Source organism: Bacillus sp. sid0103, from assembly GCF_019219025.1.
On sequence record NZ_JAHUWN010000002.1, the window covers coordinates 396,925 to 423,534 of the forward strand.

General features: G+C 39.7%; 19 protein-coding genes. 7 read left to right on the forward strand and 12 right to left on the reverse strand.

Annotation, left to right across the window (positions count from 1 at the left end):
- The first annotated feature begins 160 nt into the window (after positions 1 to 160).
- The gene (locus tag KW850_RS03900; protein ID WP_218346254.1) at positions 161 to 1,534 is read left to right on the forward strand and encodes a sigma-54 interaction domain-containing protein; all 1,374 of its coding nucleotides are present in this window, start codon (positions 161 to 163) and stop codon (positions 1,532 to 1,534) included.
- Positions 1,535 to 1,683: 149 nt separating this feature from the next.
- Here the strand turns inward: KW850_RS03900 and KW850_RS03905 are convergent, their stop codons facing one another.
- Positions 1,684 to 2,823, reverse strand: a complete 1,140-nt coding sequence (locus tag KW850_RS03905) for a glycerate kinase family protein (RefSeq protein ID WP_218346255.1) — start codon at positions 2,821 to 2,823, stop codon at positions 1,684 to 1,686.
- A 231-nt stretch (positions 2,824 to 3,054) separates the two neighbouring features.
- On the opposite strand from KW850_RS03905, the gene KW850_RS03910 reads away from it, so the two are divergent.
- From KW850_RS03910 to mngB, 3 genes are all read left to right on the forward strand, one after another.
- Positions 3,055 to 3,783, forward strand: coding sequence for a MurR/RpiR family transcriptional regulator (locus KW850_RS03910; RefSeq protein ID WP_026564301.1), 729 nt, complete (start codon positions 3,055 to 3,057; stop codon positions 3,781 to 3,783).
- 141 nt (positions 3,784 to 3,924) lie between these two features.
- Entirely contained in the window at positions 3,925 to 5,871 is a 1,947-nt protein-coding gene (gene mngA / locus KW850_RS03915) for a PTS 2-O-a-mannosyl-D-glycerate transporter subunit IIABC (protein WP_218346256.1), read from the forward strand.
- Positions 5,872 to 6,092: 221 nt separating this feature from the next.
- Positions 6,093 to 8,702 (forward strand): mannosylglycerate hydrolase, encoded by a 2,610-nt coding sequence (mngB, locus tag KW850_RS03920; protein WP_218346257.1) that lies wholly within the window; start codon positions 6,093 to 6,095, stop codon positions 8,700 to 8,702.
- Positions 8,703 to 9,142: 440 nt separating this feature from the next.
- Here the strand turns inward: mngB and KW850_RS03925 are convergent, their stop codons facing one another.
- Complete coding sequence (locus KW850_RS03925) at positions 9,143 to 9,316, reverse strand: hypothetical protein (protein ID WP_218346258.1); 174 nt, start codon at positions 9,314 to 9,316, stop codon at positions 9,143 to 9,145.
- A gap of 80 nt (positions 9,317 to 9,396) precedes the next feature.
- Positions 9,397 to 10,773, reverse strand: a complete 1,377-nt coding sequence (locus tag KW850_RS03930; protein ID WP_218346292.1) for a sigma-54 interaction domain-containing protein — start codon at positions 10,771 to 10,773, stop codon at positions 9,397 to 9,399.
- Positions 10,774 to 11,037: 264 nt separating this feature from the next.
- Between KW850_RS03930 and KW850_RS03935 the strand changes: the two genes are divergently transcribed.
- The gene (locus KW850_RS03935; RefSeq protein WP_218346259.1) at positions 11,038 to 12,384 is read left to right on the forward strand and encodes an aminotransferase family protein; all 1,347 of its coding nucleotides are present in this window, start codon (positions 11,038 to 11,040) and stop codon (positions 12,382 to 12,384) included.
- Between the two features lie 50 nt (positions 12,385 to 12,434).
- Positions 12,435 to 13,859 carry an aldehyde dehydrogenase family protein gene (locus KW850_RS03940; RefSeq protein WP_218346260.1) on the forward strand — a complete coding sequence of 475 codons (1,425 nt, stop codon included), beginning with the start codon at positions 12,435 to 12,437 and terminating at the stop codon, positions 13,857 to 13,859.
- A 257-nt stretch (positions 13,860 to 14,116) separates the two neighbouring features.
- Here the strand turns inward: KW850_RS03940 and KW850_RS03945 are convergent, their stop codons facing one another.
- From KW850_RS03945 to ggt, 4 genes are all read right to left on the reverse strand, one after another.
- Positions 14,117 to 15,379, reverse strand: a complete 1,263-nt coding sequence (locus KW850_RS03945; RefSeq protein WP_218346261.1) for an MFS transporter — start codon at positions 15,377 to 15,379, stop codon at positions 14,117 to 14,119.
- Positions 15,380 to 15,935: 556 nt separating this feature from the next.
- Positions 15,936 to 16,463 carry a chromate transporter gene (locus KW850_RS03950; RefSeq protein ID WP_218346293.1) on the reverse strand — a complete coding sequence of 176 codons (528 nt, stop codon included), beginning with the start codon at positions 16,461 to 16,463 and terminating at the stop codon, positions 15,936 to 15,938.
- Positions 16,463 to 17,035, reverse strand: coding sequence for a chromate transporter (locus KW850_RS03955; protein ID WP_218346262.1), 573 nt, complete (start codon positions 17,033 to 17,035; stop codon positions 16,463 to 16,465). Before KW850_RS03955 ends, KW850_RS03950 begins: the two co-directional genes overlap by 1 nt.
- 22 nt (positions 17,036 to 17,057) lie before the next feature.
- Positions 17,058 to 18,674 (reverse strand): gamma-glutamyltransferase, encoded by a 1,617-nt coding sequence (ggt, locus tag KW850_RS03960; protein WP_218346263.1) that lies wholly within the window; start codon positions 18,672 to 18,674, stop codon positions 17,058 to 17,060.
- 306 nt (positions 18,675 to 18,980) lie between these two features.
- On the opposite strand from ggt, the gene KW850_RS03965 reads away from it, so the two are divergent.
- The gene (locus KW850_RS03965; protein ID WP_218346264.1) at positions 18,981 to 19,853 is read left to right on the forward strand and encodes a LysR family transcriptional regulator; all 873 of its coding nucleotides are present in this window, start codon (positions 18,981 to 18,983) and stop codon (positions 19,851 to 19,853) included.
- Positions 19,854 to 20,310: 457 nt separating this feature from the next.
- On the opposite strand, the gene KW850_RS03970 is transcribed toward KW850_RS03965, so the two are convergent.
- The 5 genes from KW850_RS03970 to KW850_RS03990 all read right to left on the reverse strand — a co-directional run bounded on the left by KW850_RS03970 (position 20,311) and on the right by KW850_RS03990 (position 25,803).
- Positions 20,311 to 21,120, reverse strand: coding sequence for an endonuclease I family protein (locus KW850_RS03970; RefSeq protein ID WP_218346265.1), 810 nt, complete (start codon positions 21,118 to 21,120; stop codon positions 20,311 to 20,313).
- Entirely contained in the window at positions 21,120 to 22,082 is a 963-nt protein-coding gene (locus KW850_RS03975) for a S8 family peptidase (protein ID WP_218346266.1), read from the reverse strand. The genes KW850_RS03970 and KW850_RS03975 overlap by 1 nt, the downstream gene beginning before the upstream one ends.
- Positions 22,083 to 22,872: 790 nt before the next feature.
- A complete protein-coding gene (locus KW850_RS03980) occupies positions 22,873 to 23,640 on the reverse strand; it encodes a SurA N-terminal domain-containing protein (RefSeq protein ID WP_218346267.1) in 768 nt (255 codons plus the stop codon).
- A 73-nt stretch (positions 23,641 to 23,713) separates the two neighbouring features.
- Positions 23,714 to 24,583, reverse strand: a complete 870-nt coding sequence (locus tag KW850_RS03985) for a DUF1002 domain-containing protein (RefSeq protein ID WP_374226274.1) — start codon at positions 24,581 to 24,583, stop codon at positions 23,714 to 23,716.
- A gap of 590 nt (positions 24,584 to 25,173) precedes the next feature.
- The gene (locus KW850_RS03990) at positions 25,174 to 25,803 is read right to left on the reverse strand and encodes an FMN-dependent NADH-azoreductase (RefSeq protein ID WP_218346269.1); all 630 of its coding nucleotides are present in this window, start codon (positions 25,801 to 25,803) and stop codon (positions 25,174 to 25,176) included.
- Positions 25,804 to 26,610: the final 807 nt, after the last annotated feature.

Consider the following 26,610-nt stretch of genomic DNA (forward strand, 5'->3'; position numbering starts at 1 on the left):
TATATATGCAATTATTGTGCCAACTTTTCAAAACAGTGCAAACACACAAAAAATTTTGATTTTTATAAAAAACGCTTTCATATTGAGTTATAATTAACTCAATATGGTCACATTTTTGTCAAAATTAACTCATCACCTTTAGAAAAGAGAGGATCATTCTATGAAAAGTCCTGATGCAACAGGCAATATTGAGATGACGCTGCAAACTCTTTTAAAAATTCTCGATCATTCCAAAGATGAAATTTTCGTCCTTGACGGCGAAAAGCGGATTCTTTATGTGAACCAGGTCTGTGAGCGCCATTATGGCCTGAAGCCGAGTGATGTCATCGGCAAATACAATGTCGAATTATTTGAAAAAGGCTACTGGAAACCATCCATTGTGCCGGAAGTGTATAAAAGGAAAAAGCCTTGCTACATGAGGCAGCAGACGTATATCGGGGCTGAACTGATGACGTCGGCGATTCCAATCTTAAATGACGAGGGAGAAATCGAACTAGTCGTCATCACATCGACCGAATTGCAGACATATAAAATGGGAAAAGCAAGTGGAATGAGTGATGAGTCAACAACAACTCATACGGAAGATAAAGCGGGCCAGTTCATTACGAATAGCAGCAAAATCAACCGAATTCTAGCTTTTTGCGAAAAGGTGGCGCCAACAGATTCCACGATTTTAATCCAGGGAGAATCAGGAACAGGAAAAGGCGTACTCGCCCAGTACATCCACCGGATCAGCAAGCGGAAAAGCGGCGCATTCCTGACGATTAACTGTGCGGCCATTCCGGAAGAACTGCTCGAATCGGAACTATTCGGCTATTCAAAAGGGGCATTTACTGGCGCAAACAAAACCGGAAAACAGGGATTGATCGAGGCAGCAAACGGCGGTACAGTTTTTCTTGATGAAATTGGGGAAATGCCACTCGCCCTGCAGGCAAAGCTTTTACAAGTCATCCAGGATAAACAGTTCATTCCCATCGGCAGCAGCGAAATGAAAAAAGTCGATATCCGTATCATCGCCGCAACAAACCGGGACTTAATTGAAATGGTCAATGACAAAAGATTCCGGGAAGATTTATTTTACCGGCTGAATGTGATCGACATCCACCTGCCGCCGCTGCGTGAGCGCAAAGAAGATATCATTCCGCTCACGTACAACTTTTTACACCAATTCAATAAAAAATACCAGGACAACAAAGTCATCTCGGAAGAATGCCTGAATCTATTAATCCATTATTCGTGGCCGGGAAATGTACGCCAGCTCGAAAACTTGATTGAACGGTTAGTCGTCATTAGCGACTCAATCATCCAGGTAGCCGACTTGCCGGATATGATCACCGACAACGTTGAACAAGTCACCCAGCTCGCCCTCCCCACTTCACTCGATAAAGCGATTGACGAAACGAAGCGGTACTTAATCAGAAGAGCTTACCAAACTCACAAATCGTCCAGAAAAGTCGCAAAGGACCTCGATATCAGCCAGACGAAAGCCTCGAAACTAATCCGGGAGTATTGCGAGGATTTAATGAATAACTAATCGTCTTGGACTTTGTTAGATTGGCGTATTTTGGGAGCCAGAAGTAAACATTTTATGACAGGAGAAATCCAATAAAAATGCCCTGGGAGAGGTTATTCTCACCAGGGCATTTACCTAGATAAATAATTTTTGAGATAAAGTTAGATATGCTATGGAAGCAGACTTAAGACCCTTCCTATCTGCTCCGCGGTGGTCTTTAGATTTTCCCGTGTTACATCTGGGTCCATCGCCACTTCTAAATCAACCGGTCCGGACACGATGGTAAAATAAGCGGTAATCCCTGACTCATATAAGGAGGAATTGCCTTCTGATATATCACCAGCAAGTGCAATAACTGGAACTGCATGCTTTCTCGCCATTAGAGCCACACCCGCAGGCGCTTTTCCCATGGAGGTTTGTCCATCAAGCTTGCCCTCACCTGTGATGACGAGGCTTACTTCCTGTAGCTTGCTCTCCAATTGAGCCTGTTCAAGAATTAGCTGAACACCTGATTCTAACTCTGCCTCCAAAAATCCTGCAAAAGCTGCACCTAAACCACCAGCTGCACCTGCACCAGAAATATGCTGGAGCTCATGGCCTAACTGCTTATAGACCACGTCAGCAAAATGTTGAAGGCCAGCATCCAATTCCCTTACCCTTTCAGGAGTCGCCCCTTTTTGAGGTCCGTAAATGTAGGCAGCACCATTTTCTCCATAGAGAGGATTATTGACATCACAAGCAACCCGAAACTTCGCCATCCTCACCTTTTCAGGTACAGAACTCGCAACAATTTTGGTAATATTCTTCAGCTCAGACCCGCCATGGCCAACTTCTAAACCTTCCTGATTGAAAAATTGGTATCCTAGTGCTTGAAGCATTCCAACTCCTGCATCATTGGTAGCACTTCCGCCAAGACCAATTATAAAATCACGGCAGCCAATATTAAGTGCTTCTAAAATCATCTCTCCGACACCAAAGGTTGTGGTGAAAAGAGGATTGCGCTCTTCCTTCTTCAATAAAGGCAGCCCACAGGCTTCCGCAATCTCAATGACAGCTGTCACCTGATTTCCTAAAATACCGTATCTCGCCTTAACTGGTTTGCCCAGTGGTCCGGTCACCGTGGTGTCCACGAAGCGTCCATTTGTCGCATGAACGAGCGCTTCAACTGTACCTTCCCCGCCATCAGCAACCGGCACGGTCTGAATGTTGAAATCCGAATTTGCCTGTAAAAAACCTTCTTTAATAGCCATATTGGCTTCTCTCGATGAAAGACTTCCCTTTAAGGAATCCATCGCTATTAAAATATTCATGTTTGACTCCTCCCAGTTTATTCATTTACTCTTGGATACCCGCCTTATTTGCGGATAGTCGCCTCCAACTTGCAGATAGAGTCCATCTATTTACGGATAGTCGCCTCCACCTTGCGAAAAGCACCGAATTTGCGGACTTCCCAACCCAACTTTCAATCCCCCTCTTTGAACGCCACCCAGTAGTGAAACCCCTTCCTTTTTGCTATAATAAACCAACTGAGGTGAATAAATATGCAATTTGAAGAGCGTATACATAAGTTTGAATATAAGTTAAATGATACGGACGACCAAATTATTGAATATATCTTATTAAACAAAGAGGACTTCGTAAGCCAATCGATCCAAAGCTTAGCCGCAAGCCTATTTACTGTTCCAAACACGATTACAAGACTCTCTAAAAAGCTGGACTATGATGGGTTCTCGCACCTGAAAAATAGTATTAAGGAAGAACTCGAATCTGCCAAAGCCCCCGCCCAGGATAGTTCCTATTATTATATCCAAAAGACCTTCGAGCTCATTGATATGGAACGAATCGAAGCGGCAGCGAAAATGATTTATGATGCTAAGCATGTCTTATGGTTTGGGGTTGGTGACACAGCTGATTACTGTGAAATCATGGTCCGGAATTTACGTGTGGTTGGAAAATCGTCCGAGCACTATATTCATCGCCATGAAATGATTCACATGCTTGAACAAATGAATAAACAGGACGTTCTCTTTTTAATCAGCCTATCGGGTGAAACCCCTCAAATCCTTGAAATGGCTGAAAAAGCACAACAAAGAGAAATACCGATTATTTCATTAACCCACTTTACTCGGAATTCACTTCAAGAAGCAGCCAATGTTAATTTATACTGCTATGCACCTAAAAAAGAAAAGAACGGCTATAACGTAACCGACCGAACCCCAGTTATGGTTGTATTGCAGACATTATCTCAATTTTATTGGGACCATTTTTAAAAATGTGTACATATACACGTGAAACCGCTTAAATTAGAATCCATTGTGTAAAAATAAGAAGAATCGATCTTCTTATTTTTTTTTTGCTACGATAGACCCATGAAATGAAAACACTTTCACGAAAATAAGGAGGTAAACGTTATGCAACTCCAAGCACTTACCTCACCAAGCCTAATCAGTACTGGAAAGACCTTTGGCTCTAAGCAAGAAGTCATTCAGTACTTAGTTAAGCAGCTAGGTGAAGCTGGTAAATTACATTCACAACAAGAATTTCTTCAATCAGTTTTAGATAGAGAAAAGCTTTCTCCAACAGGCTTTGAAGGCGGACTTGCAATTCCACACGGAAAGTCAACTGCCGTCAAGGAAGCGGCATTTGCAATCGCCACCCTTAAAAATCCGGTAACTGACTGGGAAAGCATCGACCCAAACAATCAAGTCCAGCTGGTAATCCTGCTTGCGATTCCAGAGAATGAAGCGGGTTCAACTCATCTAGCATTGCTTTCGGAATTTGTAAAAAGATTATCTAACGAAGACTACAAAAACAGACTTTTACAAGCAAGTACTAATACAGAATTATTCAACCAATTAGATAAAACAGAAGCCGCAGAAGAAAAAGCAGCAGCAAAAAAATTGAACAAAACAATCCTAGCGATTACCGCTTGTCCGGCAGGAATTGCCCACACCTATATGGCGGCAGAAGCACTCATGAAAGCCGGAAAAGAACTAGGTGTTGACGTTTTTGTTGAAAAGCAAGGGGCAAACGGCATTGAGGACCGCCACACAACAGCCCTTTTGAAAAAAGCAGATGCGATTATTTTTGCCAATGACGTGGCCGTTAAAAACGAAGAACGTTTTGCCCACCTACCAAAGATAAAAACATCTGTCGCGACTCCTTTAAGAAATGCGACAAACTTAATTCAGCAAGCACTAGACAAGGCGGAAACGACTCCGAAAAAACAGTACAATCCGTCACAAACCGCTGATTCTTCCAATGAAGAGGGCGGCGAAAAATCATTTAAAACCGAAATCAAAGACTCGATCTTAACAGGTATTTCTTATATTATCCCGGTCATTGTAGCTGGCGGTATGACATTAGCGGCGGCAGTTTTAATCTCGCAAGCGTTTGACCTTCAGGATGTGTATGCGAAAGAAGGTTCCTGGCTTTGGTTATTAAGACAGCTTGGCGGGGGACTTCTTGGCCAGTTGATGGTTCCAATTTTAGCGGCCTATATGGCCTACTCAATCGCGGATAAACCAGCGCTTGGACCTGGTTTCGCGGCCGGTGTTGCGGCTAACTTGATTGGCTCTGGATTCCTTGGCGGTATGCTTGGTGGTTTCTTAGCTGGTTTCTTCTTGAAATTCTTAAAGAAAAAAATCCAGCCAAAAGGTACATTCGCCGGATTTATCAGCTTCTGGGTATATCCAGTTGTCGGAACACTTGTCGTCGGTTCGATCATGCTATTCGTCATCGGTAAACCACTTGCCATGATCAACCAAGGCTTAATCACATGGCTTGGCAGTCTGTCTGGTACGAATGCCATTATTTTAGGTGCGATTCTTGGTGCGATGGTTTCATTCGACTTAGGGGGACCAGTCAACAAAGCGGCCTACACCTTCTGTATCGGTGCCATGGCGAGCGGAAACTTTATCCCTTACGCGACTTTTGCTTCTGTAAAAATGGTTTCTGCATTCTCAGTTACAGGTGCAACAATTATTGGAAAACAGTATTTTACTAAACAAGAACAAGAGGTTGGAAAGCAAACTTGGCTGCTTGGCTTAGCGGGTATCACCGAAGGGGCCATCCCGTTCATGATTAACGACCCATTACGCGTGATTCCATCACTAATCGCCGGTTCAGCCGTTACAGGTGCAATTGTTGCCTACTTTAATATCGGCTTAAATGTTCCTGGCGCCGGCATTTTCTCGTTAGCGTTATTACAAGGACAACCAATGTTACTAGCAGCAAGCGTTTGGCTGGGAGCAGCCCTAATCGGAGCGGCAATTTCAATGGTTCTATTAATCGCTACAAGAAAAATGAAATTAAAAAAAGAAAATAAAGAAGTAGCTGCAACAAAAAAAGCAGCTTAATAGGGTTATCAATTGTGAACTTCGCGGAATTAAATGTGACCTCCTCGGGATTATTTTAAAACCAATCGGAATAAACGTTAATATCCGCGGAATTAATTCAAAAACTCGCGGAATAATCGCTAAAACCCGTGGAATTGATTTATAAACAGATTAGTTAAATAAAAAAACATATGGTACCTAGAGACAAACTCCCTAGGTACCATTGACATTTGGAGGACATCATGAAAAAGGTTCATATCGTACCCCATATGCATTGGGACAGAGAGTGGTACTTTTCAACAGAAGAATCTCGAATTTTACTTGTTAATAATATGGAAGAAATAATGGAAATGCTCGAGAACAACTCAGATTATCCTTACTATGTATTAGATGGTCAAACCTCAATCCTAGAAGACTATTTTGCGGTAAAACCTGAGAATAGAGAGCGCGTGAAAAAGCTTGCTCAAGAAGGAAAGCTCATTATCGGACCATGGTACACCCAAACGGATGAAATGGTAGTCGGCGGGGAATCCATCGTCCGCAACCTACTGTATGGATTAAAGGATACAGCAGAATTTGGACAGCCGATGATGATTGGCTATCTGCCCGACTCCTTCGGTCAAACGTCGCAAATGCCGCAAATCTTAAATGGATTTGACATTAAGTACTCCATTTTCTGGCGCGGTACTTCTGAGCGCCATGGTACGGATAAAACCGAATTCTACTGGGAAAGTGATGATGGCAGCAAAGTATTAGTACAGCTATTCCCGCTTGGTTATGCCATCGGAAAATATCTCCCTGAGGATGAGGAAAAACTAAAAGAACGGATCGATAAATATTTTACGATTCTTGACCGCGGCGCCACAACGGAAAACATTATTCTCCCGAACGGTCACGATCAAATGCCAATCCAAAAAAATATCTTTACCATAATGGAAAAGTTGCAAAACCTATATCCAGACCGTGAATTTTTCTTAAGCAAATATGAAAATGTATTTGAAGAACTCGAAAAGAATCAATCCCTGCCAACGCTTCAAGGTGAATTTTTAGATGGTAAATACATGCGTGTGCACAGAAGTATCTATTCGACTCGAATGGATATTAAAGCAGCGAACACACGAATTGAAAATAAAATCACGAACATCCTAGAACCATTAGCTTCGATTGCTTATTCCTTAGGCTTCGAATACCATCACGGGTTAATCGAGTTAATTTGGAAAGAAATCATGAAAAACCATGCCCATGACAGTATCGGTTGCTGCTGCTCCGATAAAGTTCATCGTGAAATCATGAACCGCTTCTTCCTAGCGGAGGAAAAGACGGATCAGCTAATCGAATTTTACAAGCGTAAAATCACGGATTCGATTGACACGGACCGTAAAGAAGATCGCTTAACAGCCTTTAACCTACTGCCTTATGACCGTCAGGATGTGGTGACCACTACCGTCATTTCAAAACTGAATTCCTTTACACTCGAGGATGCTGACGGAAACACCATTCCTTTTGAGGTGTTGAAAAAAGAAATCCTGGATCCTGGATTAATTGACCGTCAAATCGTTCACTACGGAAACTATGATCCATTTTTCCAATATACGATTCAATTAAAAGATTCGATTCCAGCGATGGGCTATAAAACATACTTTGTCGTTGGCGCCGAGACTAATATTACTAATTCACTGGTGGAAAAAGAAACGGTAGAAACGGAATTTTACAAGGTTTCCGTAAATCTAAACGGCACACTAAACATATACGATAAGCAGCTTCAAAAAGAGTTCAACCATGTGCTGCTGCTCGAAAACGGCGGAGATGACGGAGACGAATACGACTTCTCACCTCTACCAGATGAAAAACTTATTTATAGCGATAACGCACAAGCCGAAATAAAAATCGCCCAAAACCATTACGAAGCCCAAATTGACATTCAGTTAAAACTTGAGGTCCCTGGTGATTTAGAACATCGAAAAATGAATAAAGTGGACCGTTTTGTCGATGTTCATTGGAAGGTAACGATTCCAAATCACCAGCCAATCATTAAAGTGGATGCTGAAATAGACAATCAAGCAAACGACCATCGTCTTCGTGCCTTGATTCCTACTGGTATCGCCGCTTCCTTCTCGGTATCGGACAATCAATTCGGATTTATTAAACGCGATGTCTATGATTCGGCGATGGAATACTGGGAAAAAGAAAATTGGGACGAGCGTCCAGATTCGATTTATCCCATGCTTTCCTTCGTCGGCCTAACTGACGAGGAGCATGGGATCAGCGTATTAACGAACAGCACACGGGAGTATGAAATTATCGGAGAGAATGATGATACGATCGCGATTACCCTTTTCCGCAGCGTTGGCTTTTTAGGAAAAGAGGAAATGCTCAGAAGACCAGGTCGTCCATCAGGAATTAAACTTCCGACACCTGATTCCCAAATGATCGGGAAACTCAAACTGGATTTTGCGATTACAACACATAAAGGCTCAACGACTCAAGCAAACATCGGAAGAATGGCTAGAGAATTTACTACACCAATCCAAACCTATAATAAGATTCCGTATAATGCAATGAAGCTAAATTCATCTGGTGTCAAAACACCATTAACCTTTAGCTTCCTAAAAGAAACCAGCCCGACTACTGTTTTGAGCACACTGAAAAAAGCTGAAAAAGAAGATCGCTTCGTTCTCCGCTTCTTCAATCCGACAGAAGCAGAAACGCAAGGGTCGTTTACACTGAATCGTTCCGTTGACCATGCAACAGAAGGAAACTTGAACGAAAAAGCAATAGCGCCATTAACATTGGACAATAATCAATTTCATGTTCCGCTAAAACGAAACCAAGTAAAAACAGTATTATTCTAAACGAAAAAAGCCTATTCCTTCTATAGTAATTAAAAGGATAGGCTTTTTTCTTTAACGGTTTTGAAATCATTAGATATTAATGTCAATTTCAGCATTTTTCTTAAGCTCTACTACTAGTTTAGTGAGCTGTTTTTGTTGTTGTTGTTCAAGTTGTTGCTTAATACCCAGAGGCAGTAAGGATTTTTACTAATTCACTAATCTATAAATTTAGGATTCTTGCAGAGGATATTTCGTTTCTTAACTCCCCTGTTGAACAGCAAATGGCCCATTACCTATTGAAGTGTTTATTTACAATGGACCTAAAGATTATATGAAAAATCACACAATTAATAAGAGAAATTAATCACACTCTAAGCAAGACAAAAAGGCTTCGCAGGGAGCGAAGCCTTTTTGTTAGCAGCGTTCATGTTAATCAATTGTCTTGATGGAAGTTAGATATGCTATCCTACTTGACTTTCTTCTACGGCATGTTGCCAACTTGGGTAGTAATACAAAGCACTCCTCATTAAATCAGGATAAAGTTGCTTTACCTCTTTTTTACGTAGAGAATCACCTTGGTTCTGTAAGTTCTGGATTTGAGTAATGACTTCCTTTGATGTGAATGGAACATCCATTTTTCATTCCTCCGTTTCCAAGTTATCCTTACCATCTTTCCCTTTGGCTAACAATATAAAACCTAAAATAGCGTAAGTATTCAAAAATGCTCCTTATATTTCTTTAATTTATAGATGACTGAAGGTTGACTAATCCCCAAATAATCTGCCATTTCGTATGTGGTTTTACACTGTTTGTATGCTTGTGCAATCAGTTGCATCTCAACCTTTTCTAAAGTCTTCTTTAGATCGTGTGTCCCATTTACTTCCTTTTCGATTGCCATGGAAGTGGAATCTTCTGTCTGTTCCCCTGTGATGGCTAGGGGAAGGTGGTTGGGATAAATAGTGGGTTCTTCAATGGTCAGAATTAGCCGTTCAATTAAATTTTCTAATTCGCGTATATTTCCAGGCCATTCATAATGAGTCATTACTTCAAAAGTCGAGGAATGGAATTTCTTTATTGTCTGGTATTTATCATTGGTTTTCTGTAAATAATGTTGAATTAAAATAGGTATGTCTTCTTTACGTTCATGTAAAGACGGAATTTGGATGGGGACCACATTCAAACGATAAAACAAGTCTAATCTAAACTTCCCCTCACCCACCATCTTCTCTAAATCCTGATTTGTTGCGGCGATTAGCCGGAAGTTAATGAGTCTTTCTTTTTTTCCACCGATGCGCTTAATACTTTTTTCTTGTAACACTTTCAATAATTTGGCTTGCATGGCTAGGGGCAGTTCGCCGATTTCATCTAAAAAAAGAGTACCACTGTCAGCTTGCTCAATCAGTCCCTGCCTACCTTGCTTGTTTGCCCCTGTAAAAGATCCTGGTTCATAGCCAAATATCTCTGATTCAAACAAACTTTCTGGAATCGTGCTGCAATTTACCTCAATAAATGGCTCTTTATTTCGAGTGCTTTTATTATGTAGAGTTCGTGCAAACGTACTTTTCCCTACGCCAGATGGTCCTAATAAAAGAATCGTGGCATCGGTTTTAGCCACATTATGAATAGTTTTTAAAATTTGCTGAGTTTGATTACTTTTAGCAATAATCGAATGATGATCAATTTCCTTTTCCCTTAAATCCTCAACTTCTGTCTGATAGCCCTTTACTTTGCGTTGTAATAGCTCGTATTCTTCTTGCAATTTCCATATTTCGGTTTGATCCTGACTATAGCTAATCACTCTAACCAGGCGACCTTCTTGATTGAAAATCGGATAGCCGGTTGACATGACAATATGGCCTGTTTTTGTATGCTGCATAATCCGAGTGAATTTTTTTTCCTTTAAAACGATTGCATTGATAGATGGTGCAAGAAGCCCTTCTTCTTCTAATTGATAAACCGATGTACCAATGTATGAATCAGGTTTCATTCCATAAATAGCCCAATGTTCTGGATTAGATCGTAAAATGATTCCTTTTTCGTCTGTAATGGTTATGTTATTATTCGATGTTTCGATAATTTTATTTAATTCCATCTCTAGCAATCTATCATCCAATACGTTACCTCCTTTTATGTTTATCGATGTTGATTAAAATATAAATCAAAAATGAGTAAATAATCAATAATTAAATTAAAAATCGAGAATTTGATTTAATTTTAAATCAATATTTCAAAAAGATTGCTAAAAAATGTCGTCTTTACCTGAAATATACGTTGGCACGAATCTTGCTTAATTTATATTGAAGATGAGAAGTCTCATTTTTTTCAGACATTTATTTAAAACGAAAGGGTGTTCATGATGACACAAACTGAAAATTCAATCCAGGAATTAAGAGATTTAGATAAAAAACATTTTATCCATCCAACTTCCCCACTTAAACAGCAACAAGAACAGGGACCTGCTTTTATCTTTAAGGAAGGAAAGGGAGTCTATCTTAAAGATGTAACAGGAAAAAAAGTCATTGATGGTATGTCATCTCTCTGGAATGTAAACGTAGGGCATGGTCGTGAAGAATTAGGCAAAGCGGCGATGGAGCAGATGTCAAAACTGGGGTTCACTTCATGTTTTGCTACATATAGCAACGAGCCTGCCATTCGATTGGCCGCAAAACTTGCTCAAATCGCTCCTGGAGATTTAAGTGCCACCTTCTTCACTTCTGGCGGTTCGGAGGCTAATGATACAGCTTATAAACTTGCCCGCCATTACTGGATTCTAAAAGGGCAGCCAGGAAGGAAAAAGATTATTTCAAGAACGAAATCCTATCACGGAGTCTCCATGGGGGCAACAAGTGCAACGGGGTTGAAAGCTTTCCGGGATTTCACGAACTCACTGGCTCCTGATTTTCTATACGTAGACAACTTTTCCTCTAAATCTTTACGTGAATTGATTGTAGCAGAAGGTCCTGAAACGATTGCGGCTTTTATTGCAGAACCTGTACAAGGAGCGGGGGGCATTCATGTAGTTCCGGAAAATTATTTTAAGGAAGTAAGGGAAATTTGCAATGAATATGGAGTTTTATTTATTACAGATGAAGTGATAACTGGATTTGGCCGAACAGGAAAGTACTTTGGAATGGATCATTACGGTGTTGCCCCTGATATGATGTGCTTTGCCAAAGGTGTTACAAGTGGATATGCTCAACTTGGTGGGGTAATGATATCAGAAAAGATTCACCAGGAATTAACGGAGCTTTCAACGGGCACTTTGTTGCATGGATACACGTATAGCGGGCATCCAATGGCCTGTGCGGTTGCATTAAAAAATTTGGACATTATTGAAAAAGAACATTTAATAGAAAATGCTGAAGCAATGGGTCAGGAACTGCTAAAAGGGCTTCACCAAATCCAACAAGAGCGAAAAATCGTCGGTAAAGTAAAAGGACTTGGATTGATGGCAGGTATTGAAATCGTCCAAGATTTACAAATAAAAGAACGTTACGCTGCGCCTCTGTCTCCTGCAATTGTTACGGAAGCTGCAAATCAAGGGCTTATTTGTAGATCAGTCGTCTTGGATGATCAAGATATAGTAGTATTTGCGCCGCCGTTAACTATTAATAAAGACGAGATCACGAAAATGATTGAGATTCTAAACAATTCCATCCGTGTTATCGAAGCAGATGTTATAGCAAACTATGTAACCACATAAAGAAATAAATGAGTCATAAACATAAATAATGTAAGGTGAGGAGATTAATTATGAAAAAAAACTTATTTATTAATGGTGAGTGGGTAGAGGCAAAAACTTATACTCCTTTATTATCTCCCTACAATGGAGAGGTGATTGCAGAAGTTCCTGTAGCAACTCTTGATGAAGTAGAAATGGCGCTCTCTGCTGCATATGAAGCTAGAAAAACAATGGCTGGTATGCCAAGTTACCAGCGCGCAAGGATTTTAGAGAATCTTGCAAATCTATTAGAACAAAGATCAGATGAAGCGGCAGAAATAATTGCTCGGGAGGCAGCTAAACCCCTTTCTACGGCAAAAGGGGAAGTTGCTCGCACGATTCAAACATATAAATTTGCTGCAGAAGAAGCAAAACGGATACATGGAGAAACTATTCCGTTAGATGCTGCCCCAGGAGGAGAAGGAAGAGTTGGCTATACCGTAAGGGAACCAATAGGAGTAATTGCGGCGATTACACCTTTTAACTTTCCTATGAACCTAGTAGCACATAAAGTAGGACCTGCACTTGCGTCAGGTAATACCGTTATATTAAAACCGGCAGGACAAACACCATTGTCTTCATTCTTTCTTGCTGAGTTAATCCAAGAAGCTGGGTTACCTGCAGGAGCATTCAATGTTGTAACGGGAAGCGGAACATTGATAGGTGAAAAGCTTGTTACAGATGAAAGAGTTCAAAAGATATCATTTACCGGAAGCCCTGCCGTTGGCATTGGTATTCGGAATAAAGCCGGTTTAAAGAGGGTCACACTTGAATTGGGTTCTAACGCTGCGGTCATTGTCGACAAAGGCGTTGATATTGACAAAATCATTTCACGTTGTGTATCCGGAGCATTTGCTTTTCAAGGGCAAGTTTGTATCTCCTTACAGAGGGTTTATGTTCATGAAGAACACTATGAACTATTTGTAGAAAAGTTCGTCAAAGCGGCTCAGAAGCTAAAACTTGGAGATCCTCTAGATTCGATGACAGAAGTTTCAGCATTAATCAGTCCCCGAGAGATCCAACGAGCCCTCGAATGGATTGAGGAAGCGAAGCAGCACGGGGCAATAGTTGCCACAGGGGGTAAAGCGGAAGGAAATATTTTGCATCCCACTGTTTTATTGGATGTGGATCCGTCCCAAAAAGTCTCTTGCCAAGAAGTGTTTGCCCCTATCGTTTTAATCAATAAAATCTCATCTGTTGATCAAGCAATAGAGCTTGTCAATGATTCTCGCTACGGATTACAAGCAGGTATTTACACGGAGAACATCCATACGGCTTTAATGGCTTCGCAAAAGTTGCACGTAGGTGGCGTTATAGTAAACGATATACCTACATTCCGTCTGGATCATATGCCATATGGGGGAGTAAAGGAAAGTGGAATTGGCCGAGAAGGTGTAAAGTACGCCATTGAGGAAATGACGGAACTTAAATTAGTAGTATTTAATCAAAATAAATAATTTTTAAACTTATATAAATGAATGATAAATCAAATCGTTTGGAAACTGAAACTTTCTTTCCAGGATCAAATAGCACCGGAACGTACCGGTGCTATTTGACATGAAACACAGCTCAATAGAACAATAAAAAAAGGAACATCTGCTTGGGTGAAAGCAGATGTTCTTTCAACGAAAGTATACGGTTCGGGTGCAAAATGCACTCACTAGAAACATAGATTCCCTGTTTCCTCTAAATTGATTCCATATCTATTAAAAAACTATAAGTTCGCAACTTTTGGTGATAATGGTAGATTCTTAACCTGTTTATCAGGTTTTGTAAAAATGCAGAAAGCAAGACTGGCAATTAATAATAAAGTGGCAGACATGATGACAGAGTAATTAAATCCGATTCTAATGTTATCGCCTGCAGATTGAACAACAAAACCAATTACAGCTGGACCAATAATTCCTGACAAGTTTGCAAGCCCTAGCAAAACACCTGACATTAATCCTCTTCGTTCAGGAAGTAAGTGATTCACAATCTGGGGTGCAAGTGGAAACATACCATTTACAAACGCCATTCCCAAAAACAGGGCAATAATTGCTCCAAGTGCACTTTGGACAAATGTTGTAGAATAAAAACTTAGAGCTGCTAATATTAAAGATGTTCCTGCAACAAGCACACGGGATGTTCGAATATTTTTTGTTTTTTTAAGTAACCGATCTGAGATAAATGAGATAAGTACACCACCAAGAGCAGAACCTAGGCCTATGAACATAACTGCATAGCCCATCTGTGTTTGTGTTAAATGTACAATTTTAACAAGATAGGTCGGCATCCATACAAACGACCAGGTAAGAATCCAGTAAGACATGAATAGAGCAAGACAAGTAAAGATAAAAGTAGAAGATAGAAAATGTGGATAGATCTCTGACCATTTCACTTTCTCGGGAACAAAGGTAGATTCAGCCTTCACTATATTTCTCCCTTTTTCCCCTTTAAAAGTAAATAGCCATAATACTGCCCAAACCAGACTTAATACTCCTAAAAAAACTAAAACCATTCGCCAACCATAAATTCCAATCATGTAAATGAGAAGAGGAACCATTAATTTAGCGACCATGCTACCTGTATTCATAATGGAAATCGCAAGGCCTCGCTGTTCAGTAACGAAATGTTTGCTTATATGGCTAATAGCAGTTGCATGAAATGGTCCTTCAATAGCACCTAGAAGGACACGACACAAAATTAGCATTGGCAATCCGTAAATTGCTAATGTTCCAAACTGTACTATTGTCAAACCAATCGCCATGAAAGCGAGCATTCTGCCTGTTCCAATTCGATCTGACAATGCAGCTCCAACTATCCCCATAATTGAAAACAACCAAAAGAAGCTGCTTCCAACGATACCCCATTGACTATAGTTAAGATCCAAATCTTCCATAATAGGAATAGCTGCGTACCCTAAAATCGCCTTATCGGTAAAGTTAATCAAGTAAAGAACGGACAAAAAAGCTATAACAACCCATTTTAATTTCATACAGAAAACACATCCTTTTTTGATAATAAAATGATATAGGTACTCTCCATTAATCTACTTAGAAAAGGAAGCACAAATAGACATTATAATTAAATCAATATGGCTGAAATTTTGATCTTAAACCCATTAAAGAAAGCGCTTTAAATTTTGAAAATTTAAAAAATAAACAGCGTAATACTCCTATATGAATTAAAGAATAATAAAACGCAATTGTCCACAACTATAAATCATAAATTTTCTTTAATACCCGAGAGCAAACCGATCTTTTCTTGGATTCGAGCCACAATGATGATAAGATGGGGGTTTCCAGAGTTCGAGGCAATTTAGGTTGCTTGTCCAAAGTTAATCCTGGTCCTACTATGGATAACTTGAATCGTAATATGGAGGAAGTAACTGTTTCCATCTCCATTTGTAATTCTGTCTCAAGAATTCTCCCTCCTTTCATTCCGGCAAAAGTACCTCTAGTGATGGTATAAGTTACGGATATATAATTTTTTGAGCACCCTATTTTGTAATCTGTAGAGCCTCTAAATAGAGACCCTACCTAGTGTTTACACTACAAATTGAATGCACCGTATAGAAGTGAAGCAAATACTACTAATCCAGGGTGTACTTTCATTTTTTGCATTAATAAATAACTGCCTATTCCTAAAAATAGAATGTGTCCTATTCCTATTTGAAAGTAAGATTCATAGAATGATTGAAATGCCATCACTCCAAGAAGTACCGCAATTGTCGGTTTGACGTATAGTGTCATGCGTTTAACTTGCGGAGACGTTCTAAATTTATACAGAATACCCATTAGAGTAAGCATGAGTATAAGAGACGGAGTAACGGTTGCAATTACTGCCAGGAATGAGCCAAGGAATCCTCCCTCTTGAAATCCGATGTAGCCTGCCATCTTTGTTGCAATCGGACCGGGCAGAGCGTTCCCCATAGCTAAAGCTTCATTAAATTCTTGCGTTGTCATCCATTTATAGTGCTCTACTACTTCTTTTTGAATGAGAGGGATGGTTGCTGGTCCTCCGCCATATCCTAAAATATTAGTGATGAAAAAGACCCAAAAGATATGCAAATAAATGATCATGCTGACAGTCCCTTATGCTTTTTCTTTTTCTCAGACGTATTGGTAGGTTTCACTACAGCAATTACTAAAAGAGCTCCTATTAAAAATCCAGGATGAATACCGAAGTATTCGATCAGTACTAGTGCGACAATGATGTGCAATGTGGTAAAAAACCACTTGAGTCCTTTAATTGAACTCTGTACGAATTCCCAAGTTAAGACTCCAAGCATCACTGCTACTACTGGTACAACTGCCTTTGTCATGCCTTGAACCCATTTCAAATCTTTGAACACAATTAATGTACTGAGCATAATAATCATTAAAATGATAGTAGGTAAAATGGTAGCAAAGATGGCATTTATCATTCCTAGTACGCCACCAATGCGAAATCCGATATATCCCGCCATCTTTGTTGCAATAGGACCGGGCAACGTATTGCCAATCGCTAACACATCACCAAATTCCTCATTGTTCATCCAATTAAACCGTTCTACTACCTCTTTTTGAACGAGTGGAATCGTTGTTGGTCCCCCGCCATATCCAAGCATGCTGCTGCGAAAAAATGCGATAAAAATGTCTAGTTGTTTCATAGAATCAATCCTTTATTTTGGATTACCAACTGGCAATGGCCCCATCTGTCCTTGATTCTGTGCCACCCATCAGTACACCCGTTTCAGGGTTTCGCCATATAATTTGACCGCGGCCAAACGAACCTGAGTCTACCATAACTTTAATGTCATGTCCTTTTCGTACTAATTCTTCTGCAATGTGGGATGGAAATGTTTTTTCTACTTCTACTGTCTTTTCGTTCTTCCACTGCCATCTTGGTGCATCTAATGCTGCTTGAGGATGTAAGTGAAAATCGATTGTATTCATAATGACTTGAACATGCCCTTGCGGCTGCATATATCCTCCCATTACACCGAATGGTCCAACAGGTTGATTATCCTTCGTTAAAAATCCCGGAATAATCGTATGGTACGTCTTCTTACCGCCCTTAAGGCAGTTATAATGAGTAGGGTCAAGACTGAAATCATGACTTCGATTTTGTAAGGCAATTCCTGTTCCTGGTACTACAATCCCAGAACCAAAGCCCATGTAATTACTTTGGATAAACGATACCATGTTACCCTCTCCGTCTGCTGTTGCAAGGTACACGGTGCCTCCGCGTGGCGGTACACCTGGAGCTGGGGTGCATGCATCACTTCCAATCAGTGCTTTACGCTGCTGGCCATACGATTGACTTAATAGCTCTTCTGTAGTTACAGCCATATGCTTAGGGTCTGTAATGTATTGCTTGCCGCAAGTATAAGCAAGCTTCATTGCTTCGATTTGTTTGTGGTATGTGTCTGTTGCTTCTTTTGCTGTGAAATCAAATCCTTTTAGTATGTTTAAAGCCATAAGAGCAACGATACCTTGCCCGTTTGGCGGGATTTCCCAAACATCATAGCCGCGATAGTTTACCTTAATAGGATCAACCCACTCTGGTTTAAAGGTTGCTAAATCATCTTTAGTTAAATAGCCTCCAAAATCCTGAGAAGCTGCTGCAATTTTTTCAGCAAGTGCACCTTGGTAAAAGCTTTCCCCGTTTGTTCTTGCGATTTCTTCTAGTGTTTCAGCGTGGTCAAGAGACGACCATATTTCTCCGACTTCAGGTGCTCGTTCCTTAGGTGCAAAGGTCTCAAACCAAGCTTCGAATTCTGCTCCTGTACATTCCTGTTTGTATTGTTCAAATGCTTTTTTCCAAAAGCGTCCTAGCGTTGGTGAAATAGGAAAGCCGTTTGTTGCATATTCAATTGCTGGCTTCATAACTTCTAGAAGCGGGAGCCGGCCAAAACGTTTTGATAATTCTACCCAAGCTGCAGGAGCACCTGGTACAGTTACCGGCAGCCAGCCGTGCTTTGGCATTTTTTCGTGTCCATCTTCTTTTACCTTCTCGATGGAGATATTCATAGGTGCTGGACCGCTTGCATTTAGTCCGTGTAATTGTCCTTTTGTCCATACAAGCGCAAAGGCGTCCCCACCAATTCCGTTTGAGGTAGGCTCTACTACTGTCAAACAAGCAGCTGTTGCAATGGCTGCATCAATCGCATTTCCGCCTTTTTTCAAAATATCCAACCCTGCTTGTGCAGCTAAAGGCTGAGACGTAGCGACCATTCCATTCTTGGCAAATACTACATTTCGTTGTGATGTATAAGGTGAATAGTGTGGATCTAACTGTAAAGCCATAATAATACCTCTCCCTCTAAATGTAATATGCACTCTTTTCCCTTGATTCAATTAAGTGTTCAACCCGTGCTAAACGAAGTGATTGGCTTAATACAATTACAAAAACTGGTGGAGATTAATAGCCCGCAACTCATAAAAATAACTTCACTCCATCCAAAATGGCTTAAAAATATCCTACCAGACCAGCCTATCCTCTTTTTTTTCCTATTTTTAGTGTACCCCTTGAAAAAGGTTAACGTCTATTGCATTATAATTATAAAAACGATACCTTTTTGTTATCAATAAGATAGAAAGGGGTTATATGAAATGGAATGGCAGCAACTTGAATATTTTCGTGTAGTTGCAAAAACAGAACACTTTAGAAAATCCGCGGAGCAGTTGGCAATTTCTCAGCCTGCCCTCAGTCGTTCTATCAATAAACTAGAAGAGGAACTTGGCGTCACACTTTTTGATAGGACTGGACGTTCCGTTCATCTAAATAAGTTTGGACGACTTTTCTTGAAACGAGTTGAAAATGGATTAAATGAGATTTCGTTTGGCATCCAGGAAATTAATCAGTTAAAAAATCCATACACAGGGACTGTTTCCCTTGCATTTCTACAAACATTGGGCATAACCATTTTGCCTAAAATAATCAGCAATTTTAATAAACAATATCCCCATGTGGAGATCCAAATCTATCAGAACAAAATAGTAACTAGCATTCAGCAGCTTCTCACCAGGGAAGTTGATTTATGCCTGATTGGTTCATTTGAGCATAATCCGAATATTACATGGCATCCATTAATGAATGAGGAGCTGTTCTTATATGTACCTGCCAATCATCGTTTCGCATCAAGATCCTCAATAGCTCTTAGCGAGTTATCCAATGACAATTTTATAAGCTTTAAGGAAGGATTAGGGATGAGAGAGTTAATTAATAAATTTTGTAAAAATTCAGGATTCACACCAGTAATAAAATTTGAAGGAGAAGACGTACCCACTATAGCAGGTCTTGTTTCAGCCGGGCTTGGAGTTACCATTATTCCAGCATTTCATGGAATCAACCCGGAAAAAATCAAACAAATTCCAATTTCCAAACCATATTGCCACCGAGAAATAGGAATCGCCTGGTTAAATGGGATTACTTTATCACCGTCAGCGGAGTTATTTCGAACCTATGTAACAGAAATGTTTTAGTTAATCAGTTTATTCTAATGGAGATTACGACCTGCTGTACGTTATAGAGAAAAGTATTTTAGAATTATAATTTAGTACATAAAAAAGCTGATTTCTTAACGTATTAGAAATTATTTTTACCATTTATGCATTTGGTTAGAAGAGTTTGATTATGATTTTCCGGAAGAAGAATTTATGGACATAAATACTTGGAACGATTATAACAAGAAGGCCTGTGTGCATGTAAAGGAGAGATTTGAGCTGTATAGGAGAGAATACAAAGAGCTGGTGGGGTTTTTACAATAGTTGTTAGTCATCTGCAGAAATTTACACAATATTTTTAAAATGAGAGGCTGGGTCCATAACCCGCAACGGATGTTTCAGTATATATAGAGAGTAAGAGGAGAATAGCTCAATAGAATAAAAACTCATTTGCAATTCAATATTGCAAATGAGTTTCCAATCAATCACTTCATTTTTATATGGTTACAATACTCTCTGCCATCTCTGGAAAATCAATAAATGGGTTCCGATTGCCTTGAAGTTCATGGATCGCTAGGTTGCGATGCTTTTCATAGATGGAGACCGGAAAGGTTTGATGCCATTCTAGCAATAAAGAGACATTCTCTAGTTCTTTTTTTATTGTGTTTGGATAGCGAACTAGGAAATAGAGTGTTGCTCTGGCAACGATTCCTTTGCCGTATTCTGGTTCAAATTTACTTTCTTCCGCCTTGCCGCAGCCATCTTTGATTCCTAGAAGCCATCCTTCAGGGACATAATCGTGGAAATCATAGTAAGGATGGTTGCTGCGACTGCTATTGCAGGTGGGTTCGCAGGCAAATAGATGATGCAAGTCTCCTCTCATTGGTTCTTTTTTATCGAACCATGATTGAGGAACTACATGTTCACAGTTTAATAGATCTTCCGAAAAGATGCCGATTAACCCTTTTGCTTGCATTTCATAGAGCCGAACGTCCTCCTCTATGACAGAAAGTGGATTCATCCCTTTTCCAGAATAAAGGCTTTTTAATGAACCGTTTTCCTGCAAATCAACCCAAGGGTACACATAACGGTACGGGCTGTAGTTTAACTGATCTGTATGTGTTTTTTCAAGCAATGCATGAAGGCTTTCTGACAGATTAGCATCCGTGAATGAAATGCTCTGATAGTATTGATTCCTAACTTCCTTATCTTTCTTTTCATCATAATAGGGTCGATTTTCTTTATAATTTAAAAAGTCTGACATGGCTGTTTCCCATTCACTGTAAAGCAAATCTAGCTTTTCCATTATATTTTCAACGCTTGAGCAGATAATTTTTGGTTGAACACATCCGATAGGTAGTCCTCCGCTGTTAAGTACAGCAATCCGTTGCCTTCGAGTTTTGGAGAGTTTCCTAGAGGAACCGTTCTCTTGATTAATTGGGCATACAGCTCAGACTCGGTCAGATTTCGCTCAAAGTGTTTGTTGGCAATATCTTTTATGAGCGCAAGTGCACCGGATATATGCGGTGTTGCCATCGAAGTTCCGCTCAAGATTGCATAAGTTCCTTTTATATACGTGGAAAGGATTTCTTCACCAGGACCTACTAAGTCGACTTCATTATTCGAATTTGAAAATTCAGAAGAACGGCGTTGCAGATTAATGGCTCCGACGCTGATAACTTCATTGTAGCTGCCAGGATAGGCGAATTCATCTGAAGATTCCTGTCCATCTCCCTCATTTCCAGCAGCACAAACGACTAGAATTTGCTTAGCGATTGCGTTTTGAATCGCTTGATGCAACTCAGGTACATCCTCAGAACCGCCGAGGCTCATGGAGATGATATCCGCCTTTTGTTCAACGGCATAGTTAATTCCATTTATGATCCAGTCATATTGCCCTGATCCATTTTTATCAAGCACCTTTAAAATCATTAAACTTGCTTCAGGTGCAACACCAATGACTCCTGTACCGTTTTGGACGGCAGCAATGGTGCCAGCTACATGGGTTCCATGGCCATTATAGTCAGTGTATACATCAGGATTTCCATTATCATCATCCGTGAAATTCCGTCCACCCATAATCCGCTCACTTAAATCGGGATGAGTGACATCGCAGCCTGTGTCCAAGATCGCAACCGTGATTCCCTTACCTTTCGATTTCTCCCAGATTTTTGGAGCCGCAATAAGTTCAATCCCTTTTGGCACCTCAGACACCACTTCGACCTTTTCATTCACTTGATACGGAATTAATTGTAATTTTCTCTCCATTCGTATCCCTCCTGACAGAATTATTTTCTGTATATTCTTGGGAGTTACCAATAGTTTAACAATTCAGAATCTATTAAAACAGTTACTTTAGTTGCATTTTTTCGAACTAATGTTCCTGTCCGCTCTCTCTTAAAGCACAGTTAGCTGTAATGTAACAAACTTTGACAAATGTTCTCCCTAATCAATCGTTTGATTAAATGTGGGACGAACCCTTTTGAAAAACGAAATTTGATCCGTAAATAAGAAAATTTTTTGTCGAATACTAAGATTCCATTTTCGCTACCAATCTTCCAAACTTGATAAAAAAAGTATCCTTTTACAAACTTTGACGGGTTTCTACCGAAAAGATTGTTAACTAAACGATTGATTAGATATACGACTAGCCTTTTGTAATGAAGGGATTCCGCTTCCAAAACAGGAAGAACAATGTCGATAATTATGGAACAAAATTAGAACAACCGCGCCAGACACTGTTTACTTATCCTTCAACAAATATTGTGGAGTGACAATATTTATTTATAGCAAAAAAAAAACGATTCTCTATTTTATCTTTGAGAGTCGTTTTTAAATAAACTTACCATATATTCTAGTTCGTTTTTACTGCATGGTTTTAAAGCGAATGCTTCTAAAGCCAAGTAGTTTCTGTATCCATAAAGTTTTCAATTGTGTAGTGTGTCTTGCAATTTCTGAACTGTGACCCATAAAGTGGACAGTTTAATAAAGACCTTTTATGCAGCTAGTAAATGACTTCAGTATCGGGCGGTGACAGGCACCGAATTTATTGAAGTCATTAGATTTTAATGTCAACTTTAGCAGTTTTCTTAAGCTCTCCTACCAGTTTAGTGAGCTGTTCTTGTTGGTGTTGTTGTTCAAGTTGTTGCTTTATTTGCGGTTTTACTTCTTCAAGCTTTGGAAGTTTTTGACCACCGGCACTTGCTTGCTGGGCTGATTGATCATAATAGGCTTGAATTTCTTTATCCGTTACTTCTTCTACTGGTATTTCTTTCTCCATGTACTTCATGTATTGAATATTCTCAGCAGTTTTGGCTTTTAGGGTCGTCATATCCAAACCAGCTAGTTTCATAGCATCTGCAAATTTGGTATCACCTTTATACGATTCTTTCATTTTGGCTAGTTGTTTTTCAACTTCGTCATCTGATGCTTCGTATCCTTTTTTATCTGCTTCTTGAAGAATCAACGTTTGTCCCACTAAGCTATCGATAGTTTGTTCTTTCACTTTTTTGGCTGCCTCTTCAGAAGTAGGATCTTGTCCCATTTGTTGCATTTGCATTTGTAGAGATGATAACACCATATTATAGTCACTACCTGAAACCTTTTCATCATTGATGATAGCAACGGTTTTCTTCTCGTCTATTTTTTGCTTATCTAGCTTCTTCTGCATTTCTTTCATCTGTTTCTCTTGATCTTGTTGCTCGGTTTGAGCAGTTTTAGTTTGCTCTTTACTATTATTGGATTGTGCACCTTTATCATTTGAACCACAAGCTGTTAAGGTAATAGCCATGATTCCTGCAATAAGAGGAAATATTATTTTCTTCATGATCCTTCTCCTTTCGTTTTTCCTAAAATCAAAAAGTTTTATTTTGATAGTTTGCAATATCAACCTTTTTTCATTAAGCAAAGAGGACGCGAATCTCATCAAGTAAGTGATTTAAGAAATCTTGCAGCTTTTGTAAAAATGACTGACCTTCTTCAGATTGCAAAAGTGTCGAGATTTTTTCTGTCGTAACACTTATTTGTTCTTTTACTTGGTTCCAGTCAATATCCATAGCCTTTAGTTTGTTGAAGAAGTCTACTAACATATCTAACTCTGCATTTGTTAAAGTAATCCCAAGCTCCGTGGCAACTTGTTCAATTAATGTACGCAAGTCAGCTTCTGTTTTCGGTTCATTCTTGGCGATTTCATCCTTAACTTTTCCCATAAGAGCAGCAGCATTGTCCGCTCCAATGGAGTCCCCGAGCTGTGCGGTTTTCACCATTTCTTCATTAGCCACTTTTTTGATTTCTTCAGGAATTTCTTCATTAGTTGTCGTTTCATAAGCTTTCATAATTCCCGTCAAAGCAGCCGTACCTGTAACAGAAAATGGAGCGGCAATCTGAATGGTTGCATCCTTTACACCCGCTGTAGTCAAGGCATTTGTATACATTTCATCCGTAACCCATGTAATATTGTTCGTTTGAACCTCTAACCCGGAATCTTTGGCACCGGTTGTGATGCTCGCTGATGAAATAGCAATGGAACCAATTTGTGCCTTAGGTATAGACTCCCCTAAATAATCATGCTCTTCTTTATTGGATACAGTAATAATTTGTGCGTTTTCCGGTACCGCTAACTCTGCTAACATTTCATTTTTTTGCTGTTTGGTTAGGTCTTCTCCTAATGTAACAATGACATCTCCTTCTGCTACGTCTGCAAAGCTGACAGATGGAACAGAGAAAAGCATCGTTATGGCAAGAAACATTGCCTGAAATTTTCGTTTCAAAAAAAGACCTCCTTTTATACATTCAACCATTCATATAAGAATGGGTAATGTTTCGCCACTTATATTTAATATTAAAAAAAATACTTCCTGAAAAAGTGGCTTTGCATCATCTTAACATAGAGGTTTGGGATTGCATTTAAAGAATGGGTAACATTTTTGCTAATTATATTAAGATTCTTACATGGTAGATAAAATTGTTACAACTTTTACAGTAAACCTCAAAAGGCCAAATTCATGATGAACAGAATTCCGTTATCAATCTTGATTTTTACGATATGATTCGAATAAATATTACCTGACCCTTCCTAGGAATATATGAAAATTATTGTCCCTTTTCATCGATTAAAAAATGCTGCAATTAGGTAATCTTTAAAGGAATTTTAAGCATGACAAAAAGGCTTCGTGGGGTGCGAAGCCTTTTTGTCAGCGGAGTTGATGTAAATCAATTGTCTTGATCGAAATTAGCTATTCTATCCTACTTTATTTTCTTCTTGAAGTAAATGTTTTATGACAGGAGAAATGCAATAAAGAAGCCCTTGGAGAGGTTCTCACCAGGGCCCTTTTAACAAATCATAATCTTTAAATTCGACTTACGCTGTTACTGCTGAAAAATTCTTTGCTACTTCGGCCACTTTTGCTAGACCTTCCGCAATAATCGTTTGTGCTTGATCTGGAGCAGCATTGTGACCTTCGATGATAACTTCATCAACGATTTCCATTCCGAATAAGCCGCCTACCATATTTTTAATATAAGTAGCTGCCATCTCCATTGGAGCTGCCTCAGGTGTAGAGTAAATACCGCCACGTGCAGTTAGGATAACAGCCTTTTTGTCAGACATCAAGCCGACTACGCCAGCTTCAGTGTATTTGAAAGTGAAACCTGCCCCAGCTACATAATCAAAGAATGTATGCAATTTTGCTGGGATGGTTAAGTTCCATAGCGGGAATGCAAATACAACAACATCTGCTGCAGAAAGAGCATCCATTGCTTTTTGTTTCGCAGCTACAATACGTTGCTCAACATCAGTTAACTCTTCACCAGATTGTAATTTACCGAAAGCATTGAATAGATCTTGGCCAAAGTAAGGCATATCTTCTGCAAATACATCGTAAGTTGTTACGTTAACGCCTTCGAGGTTCTCCATGAAAGTCTCATACATTTTACTAGAAACAGCCTCAGAAGCTGGACGGTTATTTGCTTTTACTACTAATATGTTCATTTATTTAAACTCTCCTTTTTGATATCTTTGATGTAAGTATCTCGAATTGATAATATATTAAATCTAGATTTACGTCAAACGATTGATACTGACAAAGGAGGAAAAATTGGACATGCACTTTTTGAGGTTCATTTCTGGTAGATTGGTCCTTTTTGAAAAACTAACTGGTTCGTTGGTGAGTGGATTCTATTAATCTTCACCGTTGACTTTCTTTTTTCGTGGTCATGAGCACGATTAGGGTCTATTCGTTACCGTTGGCCTCCTTTTTCTACGGTCATGGGCATGATTAGGGTCTATTCGTTACCGTTGGCTTCTTTTTTCTGGGTGCGCGGGCATGATTAGGGTCTATTCGTTACCGTTGACTTCTTTTTTCTGGGAGCGCGGGCACGATTCGGGTCTATTCGTTACCGTTGGCTTCTTTTTTCTGGGTGCGCGGGCATGATTAGGGTCTATTCGTTACCGTTGACTTCTTTTTTCTACGGTCATGGGCACGATTCGGGTCTATTCGTTACCGTTGGCCTCTTTTTTCTACGGTCATGGGCATGATTAGGGTCTATTCGTTACCGTTGACAGTCAAGTCCTATATTTTGTGTAAATTGTATTTCCTATGGTTACAATGTTTTTCAGCTTTTATGAATTTTGATGGTTTGGAAGGGGGTACCCCCTTCCAAACCATCAAAATTTCGCGCGCTTCGCGCCTAGCCTTTTTCTTGCACTACTTTTTTCATAGCTTGTTCTTCGGCTAGGTCGATTAAGACCGCTCCAATTAATCGGTACGCAGATTGTGTATTAGGAAAAATACGGATT